The organism is Pseudomonas caspiana (assembly GCF_002158995.1).
Lineage (GTDB): Bacteria > Pseudomonadota > Gammaproteobacteria > Pseudomonadales > Pseudomonadaceae > Aquipseudomonas > Aquipseudomonas caspiana.
The window spans coordinates 7,474-26,953 of sequence record NZ_LOHF01000015.1 but is presented as its reverse complement, the minus strand read 5'-3'; the positions used below and the strand labels follow the sequence as shown (position 1 = coordinate 26,953).

The following is a 19,480-nucleotide window of genomic DNA, read 5'->3' as shown; positions in this document are numbered from 1 at the left end:
TGGTCATTCGGAACTTCCCGCGTTATTTTGTTTACTCATAAAACGGTCGTATCCATCAGTACGCCCGCTCAATGTCACTTTTGAAGGAATTCACACATGTCCGCCCCCACCAGCACCATTCTCGTGGTCGAAGACGACGCCATCGTACGCATGCTGATCGTCGACGTGCTTGAAGAGCTGGAATACACAGTGCTCGAAGCAGAAGACGGTGAAGTGGCTGTAAAGGTGCTCGAAGATGAGTCAAAGGTTATTGATCTGATGATGACCGACCTGGGCCTGCCGGGCATGGATGGCAGAGAACTGGCTGCGATTGCGTGCGAACTGCGCCCGACCCTGCCCGTTCTTTTCGCCAGTGGCTATGCCGAAAGCATTGATGTCCCGGCAGGCATGCACAACATCGGCAAACCGTTCTCCATCGACCAGTTGCGTGACAAGGTAAAAAGCATTCTTGGATAAGCACGATTCGCAGCACCTCCTGGAACAACCGGCTTCAGACGCGCCAACCCACGTATTGATAATTGGTTATGTGTGGCCCGAGCCGCGCTCCTCGGCAGCCAGCGGCCACGTCATGCAGCTGATCCAGTGTTTTCTCGAGCAAGGCTGGCAAATCACTTTCGCCAGCCCTGCCACTGAGGGCGAACACAAAGCAGACCTGGCAGAGCTGGGTATCCATGAAGTCAGCATTGAGCTGAACAACAGCAGCTTCGATGTTTTCATCAGTGAACTACAGCCGGATATCGTGCTTTTCGATCAGTTCATGATTGAAGAGCAGTTTGGCTGGCGAGTAGAGAAGCATTGCCCGAATGCACTGCGCATCCTGGAAACATCAGACCTGCAAAGCTTGCGTCACGCACGCCATCAGCAGCTCAAAGACCACCTTAGTACTTCATCCCAACCTGATGATCTAGAAGGTTTTTTTGAAAAATCAGCACGCACTATTTATTCCGCGATGGCCACAGGCGATCTCTCTAAGCGTGAGGTTGCTGCGCTTTACAGATCCGACCTCAGCCTAATGACATCCGACGTGGAAATGCAGTTGCTGACCCGTGAATTCCGGTTGCCAGAGGCCATCCTGCACTGGTGCCCGCTGATGATCAGCAGCATCCCTGCAACCGCACGGCCGTTTAACGAACGAGCGCACTTTCTGAGCATCGGTAACTTTCGGCACGCCCCGAACTGGGATGCCGTGCTCTGGATGAAAAACGCCATCTGGCCCCTGATACGCCAGCAACTGCCCAAGGCCCAACTGCATATTTACGGCTCCTACACGCCGCCCAAGGCCACTGCGCTGCATAACGCGGCACAGGGCTTTCATGTCATGAACTGGGCGGAAGATGCGTTGCAGGTCATGTCCGAAGCGCGCATTTGCCTGGCGCCATTGCGCTTTGGCGCGGGCGTCAAAGGCAAGATTGTCGACGCAATGCTGTGCGGCACGCCGACCGTCACAACGCCAATCGGTGCCGAAGCCATGAGTGGCGACCTGCCCTGGCCCGGCAGCATCGCCAACAGCGCTGAGCGGATTGCTGCTGAGGCTGTGCGGCTCTATCAAGACGAAGAGCGTTGGCATGAAGCGCAGAGCGCTGGCTGGGCGTTGCTTGAAGCGCGCTATCGGCATAACGAGCACTGCGCGAGCCTTATCGCCCGCATCGAGCATCTTCGCCAAAACCTGCACGCCCATCGAGCCGCAAACTTTACCGGCGCAATGCTGCGCCATCACCATCACAAAAGTACCCAGTACATGGCGCAGTGGATCGAAGCGAAGAATCGCAACCCGGCGTCAAGCCTTTAGGCGCACCTCTATCTCGGGGCCATGCAATGTGACCAAGTGGGACCGGCTTTAGCCGGGAAGAGGCCGGTACAGCCGCTGAATATGTGGCGTCTGACAGGCAGCTTTCCCGGCTAAAGCCGGTCCCACGTCATCATCAAGGCTAGCCCGCTATTCAGGCGCCGCAGGGCATCAGGTATATCGTGCACGTCTACTACATTAACCAATAAAAACAATAGCTTGAGATTAAAATCTAAAATCTACATCTCATTCCGCAGCAGATACGTATCCATGATCCAGCCCTTCTCCCGCCGCGCATTCGCCCTCGCGTGCTTGATCTGCTCACAGACCTCATCCAGTGGGCCCGCAATCAGAATTTCATCGGCGGTACCCAGGTACGCGCCCCAGTAGATATGCAGGCCCTGGTTGAGAAATCGGTCAAACGTGCAGTGTGCATCGAGCATCACGACGGTGTTTTCAGGTGCTGCATTCTGCTCGAGGGCCAGTCTGCGCCCGGTGGTGATATGGATGGACTCGCCTATGCGGTTCAGGGGAATACGGTGCTGTGCCGCCAATGCCTGCACGCTGCTTATTCCAGGAATTACTTGATAATCAAACAGTTGAGGTGAGTCATTAAGAATCAACTCGAAGACTCGCAAGGTACTGTCGTAGAGCGTCGGCTCGCCCCATATCAGAAAGGCCGCCGTTTGCCCCGCCTCGACTTCATCAATGATCAGCTGCTGGAAAAGCGCTGCCCGCTGCTCATGCCAGCGTGCAACTCCTTGCTGGTATGAATGGGGGTCATCTTCCCGGGACGGGTCGCTAACCTGTAGCAAGCGATAGTCATCACCGGTGATGTAGCGCTCACAGATATCTTTCCTCAGGCGCAGGAGATCGTCGCTGGCGTAACCCTTGTCCAGAATGAAAAACACTTTGGCGCGGTTCAGCGCATTGATAGCCTGAATGGTGATCTGCTCCGGGTCGCCGGAACCGATGCCGATCAGGAGGATGGTTTTCATGAATTCACTCCAGATGGAACTGATTGGCGCAGGTGCTGCATCAAACTCAAAGCCCTGTGGAAGAGATGCCTGGTCTGGGCGGCATTCCGGCATTCCGGCGATAAACGATAACGCGGCGTGTCTTATGGCGGCGTCTCATGCATCGCGGGCAAGCCCTGCTCCCACATAGATGGCACGTGCCAGTTGTCACAGGAAACTCTGGGTGTTATCGCACACTCAGATAGTGCACATTAACAGCCTGGCATTCTGGACATCGGCCATATGATGACAAAAACAACAAGAGTCACAGACCCCTCTTACGAATTGATGGACGACCACAATGGGCTGTCGATCATCTACCGCGAACACGGCTTCCCCTGCCCTTTAGTGCGCTGGCATTTCCATAAGGAATACGAGCTGCATCTGATCGTGGCCAGTTCCGGCAAGGTCTTTGTCGGCGACTACATTGGCAACTTCTATCCCGAGAGCCTATTCCTGACAGGCCCCAACCTGCCCCATAACTGGATCAGCCAGATCGAGGAAGATGAAGTCGTCAGTAAACGGGACATGCTGGTGAACTTCACCGACGAGCTGTTTGAAAGCGGCAGTCAGATATTCGCCGAACTCAAGACCCTGGCACCTCTGCTGGAGCGCGCTCAATACGGTATCGAGTTCCGCTGCAAACGAACCATCCGCCAGGCGACAAAGTTGATGCAGAAGATCGCCGACTCAAAAGGCATCAGTCGCCTCGGGCATTTCCTCATCCTCCTTGAGCTGTTGGCCGGGTGCGATGACTACCAATTGCTGTCAGGCAGCAATTCAGCGCCAATGGCCGATGAGCACAGCGTAGACCGCACCAACCGCGCCGTGGATTACATCTTCGCGAACTACGCCCGGGAACTGCCCCTGGAAGAAGTGGCCGATTATCTCGGCATGAAACCCACTTATTTTTCTCGAGTCTTCAAGCAGGCCACCGGCCGCTGCTACGTGGAATTCGTCAATCGCCTGCGCATCAGCAAATCCTGTGAGCTGCTGGCTGACGGCGATAAACCAGTGACCGATGTTTGCTTTGAATCGGGCTTCAATAACATCTCGAACTTCAATCGACGCTTTCAGCAGCTCAAGGGCATGACTCCATCGCACTATCGCCGCCTGGCCGTTCAGCGCCTGACAGAGCAAAACCTGTACTGATTCACCGCGCAGCCTCGTGCAACGTCTACGCTAGGACTGCGCCGCAGACGGTTGCGGCGCGGCCGCAGCAGAGTCCAGGGCGTTTTTCCGCGTGGCAATCAGTGCAAAAAAGTATCAGTCCAAGTGTCTTGCAGGATTTGTCATCTGCGCCTGCGCCCGCTGTAATCAATCCACATCTTCCTTGCCTCCGGAAGACACAAAAACAATAACCGACCTTCTGTAGCCCTCCGGGCGCAGAAGAGGAGTGATAAATGAAGACCTCTGCAAAAGTTCTGCTTGCCGGTACCTGTCTGACACTCTGCGCCACCGCTTCTGCGGGCGAAGTCACCATCGCTACGGTCAACAACAGCGACATGATCCGCATGCAGCGGCTGTCGAAAACTTTCGAAGAACAGCATCCCGATATCAAACTCAAGTGGGTCGTCCTCGAAGAGAACGTATTGCGCCAGCGTCTGACCACAGACATCGCCACCAAAGGCGGACAGTTCGACGTGCTTACCATCGGCATGTACGAAGCATCGCTGTGGGGTGCCAAAGGCTGGCTGCAAGAAATGAAGGACCTGCCCGCCAGCTACGCGCTGGATGACGTGTTCCCGTCAGTACGCGATGGCTTGTCGGTGGACGGCAAACTGTTTGCACTGCCTTTCTATGCAGAAAGCTCGATTACCTACTACCGCACTGACCTGTTCAAGGCCGCGGGCCTGACCATGCCGGAACGCCCTACCTGGACGCAGATCGCCGAATTCGCTGACAAACTGACCGACAAGTCCAAAGAGCAGTACGGTATCTGCCTGCGAGGCAAAGCGGGCTGGGGCGAAAACATGGCGTTGATCAGCACAGTCGCCAACTCGTTTGGCGGTCGCTGGTTCGATGAGCAGTGGAAGCCGCAGTTCGACCAGCCGGAATGGAAGAACGCGCTGAATTTCTACGTGAACACCATGAAGAAATCCGGCCCTCCGGGCGCTTCGAGTAACGGCTTCAATGAAAACCTTGCGTTGTTCAACAGCGGCAAATGCGCCATCTGGGTCGATGCCAGCGTGGCCGGTTCGTTTGTCACCGACAAGAGCCAGAGCAAGGTCGCAGACAGCGTAGGCTTTACTTACGCGCCTCATGAAGTCACCGACAAAGGCTCGGCATGGTTGTATTCATGGGCACTGGCAATCCCGACCAGCGCAAAAAACCAGGCTGACGCCAAAGCCTTTACCGAATGGGCGACCTCAAAAGAGTACGCAGCACTGGTAGCCGAAAAAGACGGCGTGTCCAACGTGCCGCCTGGGACTCGCGCCTCGACCTACACCGATGCGTATAAAAAAGCCGCACCGTTCGCCAACATCACGCTGGAATCGCTGAAGGCAGTGACGCCCAAAGCGCCAACCCTCAAGCCTGTGCCTTACGTAGGCATTCAACTGGTGACCATTCCTGAATTCCAGGCTATCGGCACGTCGGTCGGTCAGCAGTTCTCCGCCGCGCTGGTAGGCACGGCAACCCCTGATGCTGCCTTGAAAAACGCGCAAAGCTCCACCGAGCGGGACATGAAGCGTGCAGGTTATCCAAAGAAATAGTCGCTGCTGACTATCAGTCGGGGTGCGTGCGCCCCGACACCCTGCTCTCCTTTTGCACCCAGGATCGCCATCATGACAACCTCAACTATCAAGCCTCAGGCCGTCACGCCCGACGACAATCCGTCAGTTAAAGGCAGCGTGACAAAACCCGGCTGGTTTCTGGTCAGCCCATCGGTCCTGCTGTTGCTGGTGTGGATGATCGTCCCACTGGGCATGACCATCTACTTCTCGCTGATCCGTTACAACCTGCTTAACCCCGGCGAGAACGAATTCGTCGGCCTGGAAAACTTCGAATACTTCGTCACCGACAGCGGTTTCCTTCCCGGTGCGACCAATACGCTATTGCTAGTCGGCAGCGTGCTGTTGATCAGCGTGGTGCTGGGTGTGCTGATTTCCGCACTGCTGGAAGCCAGCGAGTTTCTCGGTCGCGGCATTGTGCGCGTGCTGCTGATTTCGCCGTTCTTCATCATGCCCACCGTGGGCGCGCTGATCTGGAAGAACCTGATTTTCCATCCCGTGTCCGGGATCCTCGCCTGGGTCTGGAAGCTGTTTGGCGCCCAGCCGATTGACTGGCTGGCCAACTACCCCCTGCTGTCGATCATCATCATTGTTTCGTGGCAGTGGCTACCGTTCGCCATCCTGATCCTGATGACCGCCATGCAATCGCTGGATCAGGAGCAGAAAGAAGCCGCACGGCTTGATGGTGCCGGGCCTATCGCTATTTTCTGGCATCTGACGCTGCCGCATCTGGCCCGGCCAATCGCTGTGGTGGTAATGATCGAGACCATCTTCTTGCTTTCGGTATTCGCGGAAATCTTCACCACCACCAATGGCGGTCCGGGTTTCGCATCGACCAACCTGGCATACCTGATCTACAACCAGGCCTTGCTGCAATTCGACGTGGGCATGGCGTCCGCTGGCGGTTTGATTGCCGTGGTCATTGCCAACATTGCTGCAATCATCCTGATCCGGATGATCGGCAAAAACCTCACTGACAAGTCCTGAGGGCCGAATCATGATGACGCTCAAACAATCCCGACGCCTGCAAAGCGTGCTGCTCGGCACCTTGTGCTGGCTGATAGCGGCGCTGATCTTCTTCCCGATTTTCTGGATGGTGCTGACCAGCTTCAAGACCGAGATCGACGCGTTCGCCACGCCGCCGCAATTCATCTTCACGCCGACCCTGGAAAACTACCTGCACATTCAGGAGCGTAGCGACTATTTCCACTTCGCCTGGAACTCGGTGGTCATCTCGTTCAGCGCAACCATCCTGTGCATGCTGATCGCGGTGCCTGCGGCTTACTCCATGGCTTTTTTCGAGACCAAACGCACCAAGAGCACGCTGCTGTGGATGCTCTCCACCAAAATGCTGCCCCCGGTGGGCGTACTGATGCCGATCTACCTGCTGGCCAAGACGTTCGGCCTGCTGGACAGCCGCATTGCGTTGATCTTGATTTACACGCTGATCAACCTGCCCATCGTGGTCTGGATGATTTACACCTACTTCAAGGACATCCCCGGGGAAATCCTCGAGGCCTCGCGACTGGACGGTGCCAGCACCCGGCAGGAAATCTTCAAGGTGCTGATCCCGATCTGCAAAGGCGGCCTGGCATCCACTGCGCTATTGTCGCTGATCCTGTGCTGGAACGAGGCGTTCTGGTCATTGAATCTTACGTCGTCCAACGCAGCGCCACTGACTGCCCTGATCGCCTCCTACTCCAGCCCCGAAGGGTTGTTCTGGGCCAAGCTCTCCGCCGTCTCGACCCTCGCTTGCGCGCCGATCCTGATCTTTGGCTGGATCAGCCAGAAGCAACTGGTGCGCGGCCTGTCGTTCGGGGCCGTCAAGTGAATAGCACCTCTCCTGTAGGAGCGCACGAGCACCGCGAGGCCGCGATAGCGGTCTGCCTGATACACAGCCATCGCGGCCGTCGTCACTTCCGTGCGCACTTATCAACCTACGCATATCTGCCCGAATGGACGCGAATTTCTGTTGGAGCGAGGCTTGCCCGCGAATCAGCCGACGGGGTAAGTCAGATGCACCACGTCATCGTTCTTCGCGGGCAAGCCTCGCTCCAACAAATCTCGAGCTCCCTGTTGACATGGATAACGGGACCGTTCCAACAGGGATGCTGTTCACCCATTTCTGAAATATCGAAGAACAAGAACGGAGGCCACCATGGCTAACCTCAGCATCAGAAATCTGCAAAAAGGCTTCGACGGTCATCAGATCATCAAAGGCATCGATCTGGACGTGAAGGACCGCGAGTTCGTGGTGTTTGTAGGCCCGTCGGGCTGCGGCAAATCCACCCTGTTGCGACTGATCGCCGGGCTGGAGGATGTGACATCCGGGACCATCGAGCTGGATGGCCGTGACATCACTCAGGTAACACCTGCCAAGCGCGACCTGGCCATGGTGTTCCAGACTTATGCCCTTTACCCGCACATGACCGTGGGCAAGAATCTGTCTTTTGCTCTGGATCTGGCCGGTGGCGATAAAGCCGTCATCAAAAAGAAAGTCGATGAGGCAGCGCGCATCCTTGAGCTGGGCCCTTTGCTGGAACGCAAACCCAAACAGCTGTCCGGCGGTCAGCGCCAGCGGGTAGCGATTGGTCGCGCGATCGTGCGCAACCCGAAAATCTTCTTGTTCGACGAACCCTTGTCGAACCTCGACGCCGCCCTGCGTGTGCAAACCCGTCTTGAGCTGTCGCGCCTGCACAAAGAACTGCAAGCGACAATGATTTACGTGACCCACGATCAGGTCGAAGCCATGACCCTGGCCGACAAAGTCGTGGTGCTCAATGGCGGCAAAGTTGAGCAAGTGGGCTCCCCGCTTGAGCTGTATCACCATCCGGCGAATCTGTTTGTCGCGGGTTTTCTTGGCACGCCAAAGATGGGTTTCCTCAAGGGCAAGATCAGCCGGGTCGATGCTGGCGGTTGCGAAGTCACGCTGGATGCGGGCGCCACGATCAATCTGCCGTTCGGTAATGCGCAGCAGAGCGTTGGCGACCCGGTGACGCTTGGGATTCGCCCGGAGCACCTGAATCTGGCCAAAGAAGGCGACTGCCAGATGCAAGTCATTGCCGACGTTAGCGAGCGTCTGGGCAGCGACACTTATTGCCACGTGCGGACCCGCTCCGGTGAAGCCCTGACCATGCGCATTCGTGGGGATCTGGCCAGCCAGTACGGCGACACCCTGAACCTGCATCTGGATAGCGCCCATTGCCACCTGTTCGACGCTCAGGGTTTGGTGATTGCCAAAGCCCTGCCGGTCGCCGCCTGAGAATTAGGGATCATTGCCATGAAACTGAACAAACAGAACTTGTCTCAGCTTGGGGACAGCATCGCCCTGCCCGGTTACAGCCCTGAAAGTACAACTCAGGGCATTGCTCACATCGGTGTGGGTGGCTTTCATCGCGCGCATCAGGCGTTTTATACCGACGCACTGATGAACAGTGGCGAAGGCCTGGACTGGAGCATTTGCGGCATCGGTTTGCGCCCGGAGGACCGCGGCGTGCGTGATGCTCTGGCAGGTCAGGATTACCTCTACACACTCTATGAACTGGGCGATACCCCCGACACTGAAACCCGGATCATCGCGTCCATCAGCGCCATGCTGCTGGCCGAAGACGATATCCAGACCGTCATCGACAAGCTCGCCAGCCCGCAGATTCGCATCGTGTCGCTGACCATCACGGAAGGCGGATACTGCATTGATGACAGTAACGGCGAGTTCATGAGCCACTTGCCGCAGATCCAGCATGACTTGGCGTACCCGGATGCACCGCGCACCGTGTTCGGATTGCTCTGCGCCGCGCTGGCAAAACGCCGCGCCGCCGGCACCCCTGCTTTCACCGTGATGTCCTGCGATAACCTGCCACACAACGGTGCCGTGGCGCGCAAGGCCTTGTTGGCATTCGCTGCGCTGGGTAATCCGGATTTGCATGACTGGATTGCCGAAGAGGTCAGCTTTCCCAATGCCATGGTCGACCGCATCACGCCAATGACCAGCACATCCCATCGCCTGAAGCTGGCCGATGAAAAAGGCATTGATGATGCCTGGCCAGTGGTCTGCGAGCCCTTTGTGCAATGGGTGCTGGAAGACAAATTTGTCGACGGTCGTCCGGCGTGGGAAAAAGTTGGCGTGCAATTCACCGACGACGTCACGCCTTACGAAGAGATGAAAATCAAGCTGCTCAACGGCAGCCATCTGGCGCTGACTTATCTGGGCGCACTCAAGGGTTATCGTTTCGTTCATGAGACCATGAATGATCCGCTGTTCGTCGCCTACATCCGCGCGTACATGGATCTGGATGTCACGCCGCAACTGGCGTCGGTGCCGGGCATTGATCTGGAAGGCTACAAGGACACGCTGATCGAGCGTTTCTCCAATCAGGCGATTGCAGATCAACTGGAGCGAGTCTGCTCGGATGGCTCGTCAAAGTTTCCCAAATTCACGGTGCCGACCATCAATCGACTGATTGTCGATCAAGGTAATCTGGAGCGCGCATCGCTGGTCGTGGCCGCCTGGGCGCTGTACCTGCAAGGCAGCGAAGGCGAAAACGGCGTGGCCTACAAGATCGTCGATCCCCGTGCGGACTTCTGTAAGGCACTGGTGGCCGACGATGTCCTGATTGTTCAGCGCTTGCTGGACGTCGAGGAGATCTTCGGTACTGCCATTCCCCAGTCAGCCGAGTTTGTCGCCGCCTTCGAAAAGAACCTGAACAGCCTCAAGCAGTTGGGCGTCAGCAAAACTCTGGAAAACCTGTTGGCCAAAACCGCCTGAGGTGCCTATGTTTCTCGGAATCGATTGCGGCACCCAAGGCACCAAGGCCATCGTACTCGACGCAGTCACCGGGCAGGTTCTAGGCCAGGGCGCTGCGCCGCACAGCATGATCAGCGGTCACAACGGTCGTCGCGAGCAGGACGTGCAGCAATGGCTGGACGCCTTCGAAAAAGCGACTGCCGGGGCGCTGCTTGACGCGGGCATTTCCGGAGAGCAGATACTCGGGATTGGCGTATCGGGCCAGCAGCACGGCCTCGTGCTGCTGGATGCCGACGGTCAGGTGCTGCGCCCGGCCAAACTGTGGTGCGACACCGAAAGCACACCGCAAAATGATCAGTTGCTGGAGTATCTGGGGGGCGAAAGTGGCTCGCTGCGGCGTCTTGGCATTGCCATTGCGCCGGGCTACACGGTGTCCAAACTGCTCTGGACCAAAGAGCAGCACCCCGAACTCTTTGCGCGCATCGACAAGATCCTGCTACCCCATGATTACCTCAACTACTGGCTGACCGGTCGTTGCGCCAGCGAATATGGCGATGCATCGGGTACCGGGTATTTCAATGTGCGCACTCGGCAGTGGGATCTAGCGATCCTTGAGCACATTGATCCCAGCGGCAAACTGAACCGGGCACTGCCTGAATTGCTGGAGGCACACGAGCCGGTCGGTACGATCTTGCCGGAGATTGCTCGACGTCTGGGCATCAATCCCAACGCTGTGACTTCCAGTGGCGGCGGCGACAACATGATGGGCGCCATCGGCACTGGCAACATTCATCCGGGTGTAATCACCATGAGCCTGGGTTCTTCGGGCACTGTTTATGCCTTTGCCGATCAGCCACAGGTCAGTGAAAAGGCGTCAGTCGCGACCTTCTGCTCGTCCTCCGGCGGTTGGCTGCCCTTGATCTGCACCATGAACCTGACCAACGCCACCGGCGTCGTGCGGGAGCTATTGGGCCTGGACATCGCTGCTTTCAATCAGGCCGTAAGCCAGGCCCCGATTGGTGCCGAAGGCGTATCGATGCTGCCGTTTCTGAATGGCGAGCGTGTGCCCGCCCTGCCCCACGCTACCGGCAGTATTCTGGGACTGGACGCCACCAATCTGACCCAGGCCAACCTGTGTCGGGCAGTGGTTGAGGGCACAACATTTGGCTTGCGCTATGGACTGGATCTGTTGCGCGCCAGCGGCATCAAAAGCGCTAACATTCGCCTGATCGGCGGCGGCGCCAAGAGCGCGGTATGGCGGCAGATCGTAGCCGACATCATGGATACCCCGGTGATTTGCACCGAGCAGGCCGAAGCAGCGGCGTTGGGTGCTGCAATCCAGGCCGCCTGGTGCCGCGCCAATCTACAGGAAGCAGGCGAGACGCTGGATATTCTGTGTGCCCGTTGCGTCAGCCTCGATAACAGCAGTGAAACCCGGCCCGTCCCACAGAACGTCGCCAGCTATCAGCAGATCTATGAGCGGTATCGCAATCAGTTGCAGGCGCTCTGAGCCAACTTCTGAGCCCGACTGACGCATCTATTTCAGGAGCACCTATGTTTCTCGTTTGTGGCGAAGCACTGTTCGACTTTTTCAGCCAGCCCGACAAGGGCGGGCAACTCAACAAGCTGGATTTTCAGGCTATCGCGGGCGGCTCGCCCTTCAACGTCGCCGTGGGCTTGCGGCGCCTTGGTGTCGAGGCCGGACTGTTTGCCGGGCTCTCCAATGATTACTTGGGCCAACGCCTGCGCAGCGTGCTGGATAAAGAAGGCGTAAGTGCTGATTACCTGATCGACTTCAAAGCCCCCACCACCCTGGCAATGGTGGCAGTTGGTGCCGACGGCTCGCCGCATTACAGCTTTCGTGGCGAGGGCTGCGCGGATCGACAACTGCGCCTTGAACACCTTCCAGAGTTGGATGAGCAGGTACGCGGGATTCATGTCGGTTCGTTTTCACTGGTGGTTCAGCCCATCGCCGACACGCTGCTGGCCTTGGTGGCCCGGGAGAGCGGAAAACGGCTGATCACCCTGGACCCCAATGTGCGCCTCAATCCGGCGCCGGATATCAACCGTTGGCGCGAACAGATCAACGCTTTCGCCGAGCACGCTCATATCATCAAGGTCAGCGACGAGGACTTGGGCCTGCTCTACCCCGACCAAGACCCACAGATCGTCGCCCAGAGCTGGCTGAGCAAGCGTTGCCAATTGGTGGTGTTGACTCAGGGTACTCAAGGAGCAACGGTCTTTACTCGCCAGCACGGCAACTGGTCGGTACCGGCACGAACCGTCACCACCGTAGACACGGTGGGTGCAGGCGATACCTTCCAGGCGGCGCTGATTACCTTCCTGACCGAACACCAGCTCGACGACCCGCTCAGCTTGCCGACCCTGCGCAAACATACGGTCGATGAGATGCTCAAGTTCGCCGTGCAAGCGGCGGCGCTGACCTGTACCAAGGTCGGGCCGGACTTGCCGTATCGGGACCAGTTGGGGTGAAGGCTCTAGAGCCAACACTTAACGGGAAGCGCGGAACTGTGTGGGAGCCGAGTTTGCTCGCGCTAAGGCCAGAAGTGTTCTGAAGTGAACCGCGTCCAGCCTTGTCGCGAGCAAGCTCGGCTCCACACCGTTCGAGATAGCATCAACTTGCGGGCAAACCTGCGCCTGACTCAGGCACCCTTGAACAGACTCGCCAGCAACAGGCTCTCCAGTCAAACAAAAGCCAGCCTCAAACCAGCGCCAGCCTGGCCGCCAGGATTTTGCTGTTCACGTCAGCGGTAGTCTGTTGTTGCTGCTCTTTCAGGGCGGCCTGAAGTTTGGTGTCGACATCCAGTTTCTGCTCAGGCGACATGGCTTCGTACTCATCTTTGCTGACGCCGGTCAGTTGTTCGCGCATCTTCTCCGCGGGCGTCAAATCCATGTAGTCGCGGAACTCCTCTTGAGCCGAGGTGAACTTCGAGACACCTTCGGCCACGTCAGCTTCGCTGGTCACCGCAGAATCGCGGGCAGCAATGTTGCTGTCGTTGGCCGCCGAAATAAACGAAGGCTCAGTTTCGGTTTCAGCTTTTTGCGTAGCCGTTTTCAGGCTGAGCAGCATTCTGGCGAAGGCCTCGTCATAAGCTGCGTTCTGCTGGCTACCGTTATTTTGCGCGACGGCATCAACGGCCGGGACCGCGCTGGCTGCGCCGACCGGAACCGAGAATGCATCGGTTGCCACATCCTCTTGAATCTTGCGACCCACCGCCTGAGAAACCAGATGATGGAGCGCACTGATACTAGCGGTATTCATTGCTCACCTCCTGTTGCCAATTGTGCTGCCCAGCAAGCAGAGCAATACCGATGCCACTTTACCCACCGCGGCGAAAGCCTCGAAATCCGTGGGCTGCTGGCATGCTGATTGGCAAGTGGCAGGAACAATCCGGCAATCCACGGCCAATTGTGGCCGAGGATTGCCGGTCACCTAGATATTCAACTGCAGCCGGTCTTGCGGTAACGGCACGGCGAAGAAGTAGCCCTGGGCCTGACCAGCGCCGATCTCGCGCAGCAGATCAAGAGTTGCCTGATCCTCGACGCCTTCGGCAACCACCGTCAGATCAAGGGATTCGGCCATCCGTACGATTGCCCGCACGATGGCCCGACTGCGGGAGCTGGTGGTCAGTTCCAGGGTGAACGACTTGTCGATTTTCAAGCCGCTGAAATGGTATTGATGGACGTAACTAAGGGACGAAAAGCCTGCGCCAAAATCATCGAGCACTACCGACATACCATGGTCTGCAAGCTGCTTCATGGACTGACGGGCCAACTCGGGCTCTGCCACCAATGCACCTTCGGTGAGCTCCAGACATATCCGTGAGGGTGCCATGTCGTAATTTGCCAGCAGGGTCAGCACTTCTCCGGCAAATTCGGGACGCGTAATACTGTAGCTGGAGCAATTGACATGCACCGTTGGCCAGTGCTCATTGCCAGGCCGCGCGAGAATCTCCACCACGCAACGCAACATGTACAAATCCAGCCGGCCAATCAGCCGCAACCCCTCCAGTGCCGGCAGAAACTGCCCTGGGGCCAGGATTTTACCGTCGGGCTGGCGCCAGCGAATCAGCGCCTCAAGGGCCAGAAGCTGGCCTGTGTTAACGCAAATGATCGGCTGAAAGTAAGGAATCAGCTCGTCATTGCGCTTGAGGGCGTTACGCAGAGCAGCCTCGCGCTCGACCTGATCGGAAACTTCGCGGCGCAGCTCCTGATTGAACACCGCGAAGCTGTCACGTCCGCCATTTTTGACCCGGTACATGGCCATATCGGCGTCACGTAGCAAATCCGCTGGCATCTGGTGAAACTGGCTGTCGGCACCGACAACGCCAATGCTGCAGGATGAAAATACCGCGTGCCCGTCAATGAAGAACGGCAGGTCGAAGGCAGCGAGGATTCGCTCGGCAATACCAATAGCCACGTCCAGCGGTGCGCCCGCCGCCAGAACGGCGAACTCGTCGCCGCCCAACCGTGCCAGCAAGTCTGTTTCGCGCATGCAGCCACGCAGACGATCAGCGGCCTGCGTCAGTAACTGATCACCAAAATGATGACCCAGGCTATCGTTTACGAGTTTGAAGCGGTCCAGATCTATGAACATCACTCCCAGCTCGCAACCATGACTGCGAAAGTCCATCCAGGCCGCCTGCAGGCGTTGCTGTAAATGACTGCGGTTGGGCAAGCCGGTCAACGAGTCATGAGAGTTTTCGTGCTGAAGCTTGGCATTGGCGTAATCGAGCTCGCGAGTTCGATCCTGAACCCGGGCCTCCAGACGCAAATTGGCGGTATGCACCGCCTCCGCTGCACTGCGCCGGGACAACGCGGTATCGATGTGGCGGGAGACAAAGGTCAACAGTTCCTGATCGCGCAGTGAGTAGCGCACTAATGGCGAGTAGCTTTGAACGGCCAGCACGCCACGTACATCATTGCCGTCGAACAATGGAATGCCTAGCCATGAAGACGAGCGGATCCCCTCCCTGACCACTTCGATTTCACCCGCCCTCTCAAGCCTCAGGGTTTCATCCTGATCAATCAGGCAGGCACGGCGCTGACGAATAACGTACTCAGTAAGGCCTCGCTGACCGCGGCGCGCAGGCGGACGCGTGGTCTGGCGCTCATCGACATAGTACGGAAAGGTGACTTCCGCCGTGGACGTGTCGAACAGAGCGATATAGAAGTTCAGGGCGACCAGCAGCTCCCCGACGATCAAGTGCAAACTGTGGAACAACTCCGCCATGTCACCGGGTTGACTGGACAACTCAGCAATCTGAAACAGCGCGCTTTGCAAATGCTCGGCACGTTCGCGTTCAGCGACCTCCTGCCTCAATGCAGCGTTGAGGGCCGACAACTCCTGAGTCCGGAGCATGACCGTTCGCTCAAGATCGGCGCGGTGCAGAATACGATCCAGCGCCATGGCCACATGGCGAACCACCACCAGAAACAAGGCGCGATCTTCGGCACTGTACACCCGGGAAACGTCGTAAACCTGCATGGCAAGCATGCCAAATACCTCATCCGAGGCATTCTTCAGGGGGGCGCCCATCCAGAACTCGGGCTGATGCCCGACGCAATAAAAGCGCTTCTGCGCACGCGCACGCTCTATCCCGGCAGCATCGACAAAAAGCGGCTGGCCACTGTTAAGAACATATCCGGTCATCGACAAGCGGGAGCGGTCCAGGTACTCGTAAGCTTCGGACTCTAGCGCTTCAACATCGGTGATATCGATGTAATACGGATAGGTGATTTTGTCGCTGCCAGGGTCATAAAGCGCGAGGTAGAAGTTCTCCGCGTCGATCAGAGAAGCCAACTGATGATGCACGCCTTCAAGAAACGCACTGCGATCCCGGGTCGAACTGGCAAGATAGGTAATTTCATACAGCACCCGTTGGGTGATCTGAGCCCGAGCCAACGCATCGATCTGCAGACGAGTGCCGAGACGCAGGGCAAGCGCAGCGAGTTCAACGTTAGTCGCCTGGCTTCGCGGCGCGACAAGCCAGGCCAGAACGCCCTCACCCTTGCCGGCAGCCCAACGCTGCAATGCGTATTCACGACAGAAATCGTCGAACCTGTCGTTGGCGACACTCACCGACCAACGCATCTGACCTTCGCCATGCCCCAACAAGTGCATGGGATCGCCGACGGCATACACCGCCCATGGCACATCCCCCATGCATTCCTGAATGGCGGCAAGTACAACTTCGATAGGTTCACCAGCGGGATTCGCCATAGCAGCCAGCCCGACGTCAGCCAGATGTCCGGTCGCGGGATCTTCGCCAGGACTCAAATGCGGTCGGTCTAGGGCCAAGGGAGGAACACTCATGAAAGCTCCGAAACCAGAGACAGCAGGCGCTTATATTCGCGGCGCCGACAGAACGGTGCAAGTGGCATATTCATATCAGCTGCAAGAATATCGCCAGTTTTATTGGCAAGCGCACTTCAGCCTGGGGGCAGGTTCACTGGATCCCTTATAAATCTGCTTGAAAAGCTATCAACGAGGAGTGACAGAACAGAGTTAGAAAGGCGGGCATATCGACTTATAAAAAAGGTTTAGTCGACAAGGTGAGAGGTGATGCTGGAAATACCTAAAAGCTGCGCTTGGTCCAGTATCGCTGAGGGTTGCGCATCAACACTTGGCATGACCAGACCGCTCTCTGCATCTCCGAAGTGCAACTGCAACAAGTGCAGGGCCGCAACGTGAGGCAGCAACTGGCGCTGCGCCAGCTCGAGCTCGTGCTGGCGCACTTGCCCGTTGAATCGGTATGAAACGAGGTGACGAAAAGTCATGCCATTCACGCTGCCGCTAGCTGAGAGCCGGACCAAAAACGTCCGAACGGTTTATAAACGCATTCCATCGACCGAAGGAAAGGCTTTGACGAGCAGTTGCGGCCAACCAGAGAGGACCCGTCGTCCGGTGCGCGCCCACCATCCCCATCATTACTGTGGTCGCATCGTTCAATTCAAGCATCAAGGTGCTTGCTTGAGTGCTGAAATCATTGTGCATGGTCATGATGAGCCTTCCAAGCGACGGAGAGATTGGGACAATCAGCTCCTTGCAATTGATATCGACCCCTTTGAGATCGGAATAGCGTAAATCTTCCGATGGGCGGTATTTAATAAGCGCGTTCAATCTGAGCGCGATAATCGGGATCAGCATACACATCGTCCTCAACACCCTTTTTATGCACCTTTCCGGGGCAAAAATAACGTGAGTTCCTTAAGGATTGCGTTCTAGCAGAGCTACCAGGGATGGACGAAACACGATACCGCCGCTGAACAACCGGTCGTTTAGGCATCCGCGGCATCGATCGCAAGTGCGATGCATAAGGAGAGCGTCTGATCGCTCAAGTTTTCTCAAGTACGTACCGATAGACAGATAAGGCTTGGCCATATGGCACCAATCGTGCTTAAGTCACATTTGTTAAGGTTTTGTGACATTTAAGTTACCACCCCAGGCATCCTGATCACCTTCACGAAATTGAAGTTAGGCGCCGGATTGACTTCATGGCGCTTACACAAGGTGAACCAACGATGAAAGAACGGGCGACAATAATCTGCAAACGCGACGGCAGGATTCTGTACGTACGCAAACCCAAATCGAGATGGGCTTTGCCAGGCGGCAAGATCGAAGACGGCGAGACGCCCGCGCAGGCTGCAGCTCGCGAGCTCAGCGAGGAAACCGGGCTGCGAGACCTCGACCTTGTCTATTTGTCTGAGTACGAAAAAGACAACGTCATGCACTACATATTCATGACCTTACTGTCGTCATCGGCCAAACCTGAACCACTAAATGAAATTGCGGCGTGCAAATGGTCTCACGCCAAAAATGTCCGGGAGCTCAATGCCAGCGCTGCAACCAAATCGATCGTCAAATCGTTTGCCAGACAGTAAGTCCTGACTGCTCAGCGCGTTCTATTTAATCAGTATCACTGGCACGGAAACCTCATGAATTACGCGGTTGGCTACAGAGCCCAACATTAGCCCGCTGAAACTGCCAAGGCCCCGGGTCCCCATTACTACGGTATCGCACCCCAATTGTTTAATGGCAGCATTGACCTGTTCAGCCACATTCCCCATTGCAGCATGGGTTTTGTGCGCCACCTCTGCCGCAGCCAGAGTCGCAGCGGCTTCCTTTAGCACCTTATCGGCCTCATCCAGTAGCCCATTGTTTATTTCTTCGATCATGCTGGCAGTCACGTAATCACCGTACACAACGGCGCCGTGCTGGGCATTGATGACGTGAATCTGCATTGGGCTCGCACTGTCACGTGCCTGTTCAATGACGTATTGAAGTGCCCGTTTTGAAGGCTGTGAGCCATCATAAGCGACCAGAACGTTATGCATGACGTATCTCCCTTGGTGTGTAAGAACAAGATTAGGCAGACCCTATTCCCGCCGCCACCGCTAAGGAGAGTTGAGTTGATCCAGCTCAATTTCTGCAGGCTTTTTATTGAGTGAAAGATTATTTTGACTATAAAAAACCCCGGCTAATGCCGGGGTCTGATGGGGCGCGGGGGATTCAGGTTCTGGCCAGCAAGCCAATCGTAAACCCGTCGACCGAAGCAATCTTGCCTCGCCACAAAACGCCCTCTGCGCAAATCGGGCTCTGGTCATTTGAATAAGTTTTACAGTTTTTCAAATGGATGAAATGAAATGCGGTCGTTTCATCCGCCGACTCTCCGGGAGTGAAAGACAGGATGATCTGCTTCATCGACTCGTCAACACCGCCGTCAAACTGCGCCAACGGTGCCGCCATGTCCTCAGCCAATTGCTTGAAATAAGTATCGTGGGAAATCAACTGACCCGATACAAGATTACCGCCGACCGATAGGGTTATACCGATTTCCACCGGCGTCGTTACGACAAACTTGACCAGAAATTGCAGCAACCAGTCTATTTGCTTGCCTTGGTCCTTCAGATGCGCGATCAGTTCATCATATTTCACGTCCGAGGACGTGCCCGTGAGGCTCTGCTCTACTTCCGACATCGACAGCTCCTTGCCATGCAAGATAATGAGCTTTAGCTATAGCTCAGTTTTGTGAAAAACGAAACCTGAGGTGTCTGCGTATCTCCTCAACGAGCAGCCATTGCCGCCGACAGGACGAGTCCTGCTTTCCGGTTAATCCAGGCCCCAGCTAAATTGAATTTTCCGTCTCTGAATGACTTGCCCTTAATACTCCCCCCCCCC

Annotated in this window: 19 protein-coding genes; 12 read left to right on the top strand and 7 right to left on the bottom strand. The window is 56.6% G+C overall.

The window, feature by feature from the left end; genetic code table 11:
* Positions 1–96: 96 nt before the first annotated feature.
* Positions 97–456 carry a response regulator gene (locus tag AUC60_RS17360; RefSeq protein ID WP_087270104.1) on the top strand — a complete coding sequence of 120 codons (360 nt, stop codon included), beginning with the start codon at positions 97–99 and terminating at the stop codon, positions 454–456.
* Positions 449–1,789 (top strand): glycosyltransferase, encoded by a 1,341-nt coding sequence (locus AUC60_RS17355; protein WP_405624155.1) that lies wholly within the window; start codon positions 449–451, stop codon positions 1,787–1,789. The genes AUC60_RS17360 and AUC60_RS17355 overlap by 8 nt, the downstream gene beginning before the upstream one ends.
* 236 nt (positions 1,790–2,025) lie before the next feature.
* Here AUC60_RS17355 and cobF read toward each other — a convergent pair whose 3' ends face one another.
* Positions 2,026–2,784 (bottom strand): precorrin-6A synthase (deacetylating), encoded by a 759-nt coding sequence (gene cobF, locus AUC60_RS17350; protein ID WP_087270102.1) that lies wholly within the window; start codon positions 2,782–2,784, stop codon positions 2,026–2,028.
* 264 nt (positions 2,785–3,048) lie between these two features.
* Here cobF and AUC60_RS17345 point away from each other — a divergent pair, with 264 nt between their 5' ends.
* The 8 genes from AUC60_RS17345 (at position 3,049) to AUC60_RS17310 (ending at position 12,771) form a co-directional block, all read left to right on the top strand.
* Positions 3,049–3,954: an AraC family transcriptional regulator gene (locus AUC60_RS17345; RefSeq protein WP_087270418.1), complete on the top strand. Its 906-nt coding sequence runs from the start codon at positions 3,049–3,051 to the stop codon at positions 3,952–3,954.
* Positions 3,955–4,205: 251 nt separating this feature from the next.
* Positions 4,206–5,516, top strand: a complete 1,311-nt coding sequence (locus tag AUC60_RS17340) for an ABC transporter substrate-binding protein (protein WP_087270099.1) — start codon at positions 4,206–4,208, stop codon at positions 5,514–5,516.
* Positions 5,517–5,588: 72 nt separating this feature from the next.
* Positions 5,589–6,521 (top strand): carbohydrate ABC transporter permease, encoded by a 933-nt coding sequence (locus AUC60_RS17335; RefSeq protein WP_238599592.1) that lies wholly within the window; start codon positions 5,589–5,591, stop codon positions 6,519–6,521.
* Positions 6,522–6,531: 10 nt separating this feature from the next.
* Positions 6,532–7,365, top strand: coding sequence for a carbohydrate ABC transporter permease (locus AUC60_RS17330; protein WP_087270096.1), 834 nt, complete (start codon positions 6,532–6,534; stop codon positions 7,363–7,365).
* Positions 7,366–7,692: 327 nt separating this feature from the next.
* Positions 7,693–8,796: an ABC transporter ATP-binding protein gene (locus AUC60_RS17325; RefSeq protein ID WP_087270094.1), complete on the top strand. Its 1,104-nt coding sequence runs from the start codon at positions 7,693–7,695 to the stop codon at positions 8,794–8,796.
* An 18-nt stretch (positions 8,797–8,814) separates the two neighbouring features.
* Positions 8,815–10,299: a mannitol dehydrogenase family protein gene (locus tag AUC60_RS17320; protein WP_087270091.1), complete on the top strand. Its 1,485-nt coding sequence runs from the start codon at positions 8,815–8,817 to the stop codon at positions 10,297–10,299.
* A 7-nt stretch (positions 10,300–10,306) separates the two neighbouring features.
* Positions 10,307–11,788, top strand: coding sequence for a xylulokinase (xylB, locus tag AUC60_RS17315; RefSeq protein ID WP_087270088.1), 1,482 nt, complete (start codon positions 10,307–10,309; stop codon positions 11,786–11,788).
* A gap of 44 nt (positions 11,789–11,832) precedes the next feature.
* Complete coding sequence (locus tag AUC60_RS17310) at positions 11,833–12,771, top strand: carbohydrate kinase family protein (RefSeq protein WP_087270085.1); 939 nt, start codon at positions 11,833–11,835, stop codon at positions 12,769–12,771.
* A gap of 229 nt (positions 12,772–13,000) precedes the next feature.
* Here the strand turns inward: AUC60_RS17310 and AUC60_RS17305 are convergent, their stop codons facing one another.
* Positions 13,001–13,561, bottom strand: coding sequence for a hypothetical protein (locus tag AUC60_RS17305; RefSeq protein WP_087270082.1), 561 nt, complete (start codon positions 13,559–13,561; stop codon positions 13,001–13,003).
* A 171-nt stretch (positions 13,562–13,732) separates the two neighbouring features.
* The gene (locus AUC60_RS17300) at positions 13,733–16,465 is read right to left on the bottom strand and encodes a sensor domain-containing phosphodiesterase (RefSeq protein WP_238599593.1); all 2,733 of its coding nucleotides are present in this window, start codon (positions 16,463–16,465) and stop codon (positions 13,733–13,735) included.
* A gap of 148 nt (positions 16,466–16,613) precedes the next feature.
* Here AUC60_RS17300 and AUC60_RS27875 point away from each other — a divergent pair, with 148 nt between their 5' ends.
* Positions 16,614–16,766 (top strand): hypothetical protein, encoded by a 153-nt coding sequence (locus AUC60_RS27875; RefSeq protein ID WP_158099130.1) that lies wholly within the window; start codon positions 16,614–16,616, stop codon positions 16,764–16,766.
* A gap of 76 nt (positions 16,767–16,842) precedes the next feature.
* Here AUC60_RS27875 and AUC60_RS17295 read toward each other — a convergent pair whose 3' ends face one another.
* Entirely contained in the window at positions 16,843–17,079 is a 237-nt protein-coding gene (locus AUC60_RS17295; protein ID WP_087270078.1) for a hypothetical protein, read from the bottom strand.
* Between the two features lie 16 nt (positions 17,080–17,095).
* On the bottom strand, positions 17,096–17,449 hold the full coding sequence (locus AUC60_RS17290) for a hypothetical protein (protein ID WP_087270075.1): 354 nt from the start codon (positions 17,447–17,449) through the stop codon (positions 17,096–17,098).
* A 374-nt stretch (positions 17,450–17,823) separates the two neighbouring features.
* On the opposite strand from AUC60_RS17290, the gene AUC60_RS17285 reads away from it, so the two are divergent.
* Entirely contained in the window at positions 17,824–18,183 is a 360-nt protein-coding gene (locus tag AUC60_RS17285) for an NUDIX hydrolase (RefSeq protein ID WP_087270072.1), read from the top strand.
* A gap of 21 nt (positions 18,184–18,204) precedes the next feature.
* Here AUC60_RS17285 and AUC60_RS17280 read toward each other — a convergent pair whose 3' ends face one another.
* Positions 18,205–18,636, bottom strand: a complete 432-nt coding sequence (locus tag AUC60_RS17280; RefSeq protein WP_087270070.1) for a universal stress protein — start codon at positions 18,634–18,636, stop codon at positions 18,205–18,207.
* Between the two features lie 175 nt (positions 18,637–18,811).
* Positions 18,812–19,279 (bottom strand): gas vesicle accessory protein GvpU, encoded by a 468-nt coding sequence (gene gvpU, locus AUC60_RS17275; protein ID WP_087270067.1) that lies wholly within the window; start codon positions 19,277–19,279, stop codon positions 18,812–18,814.
* Positions 19,280–19,480: the final 201 nt, after the last annotated feature.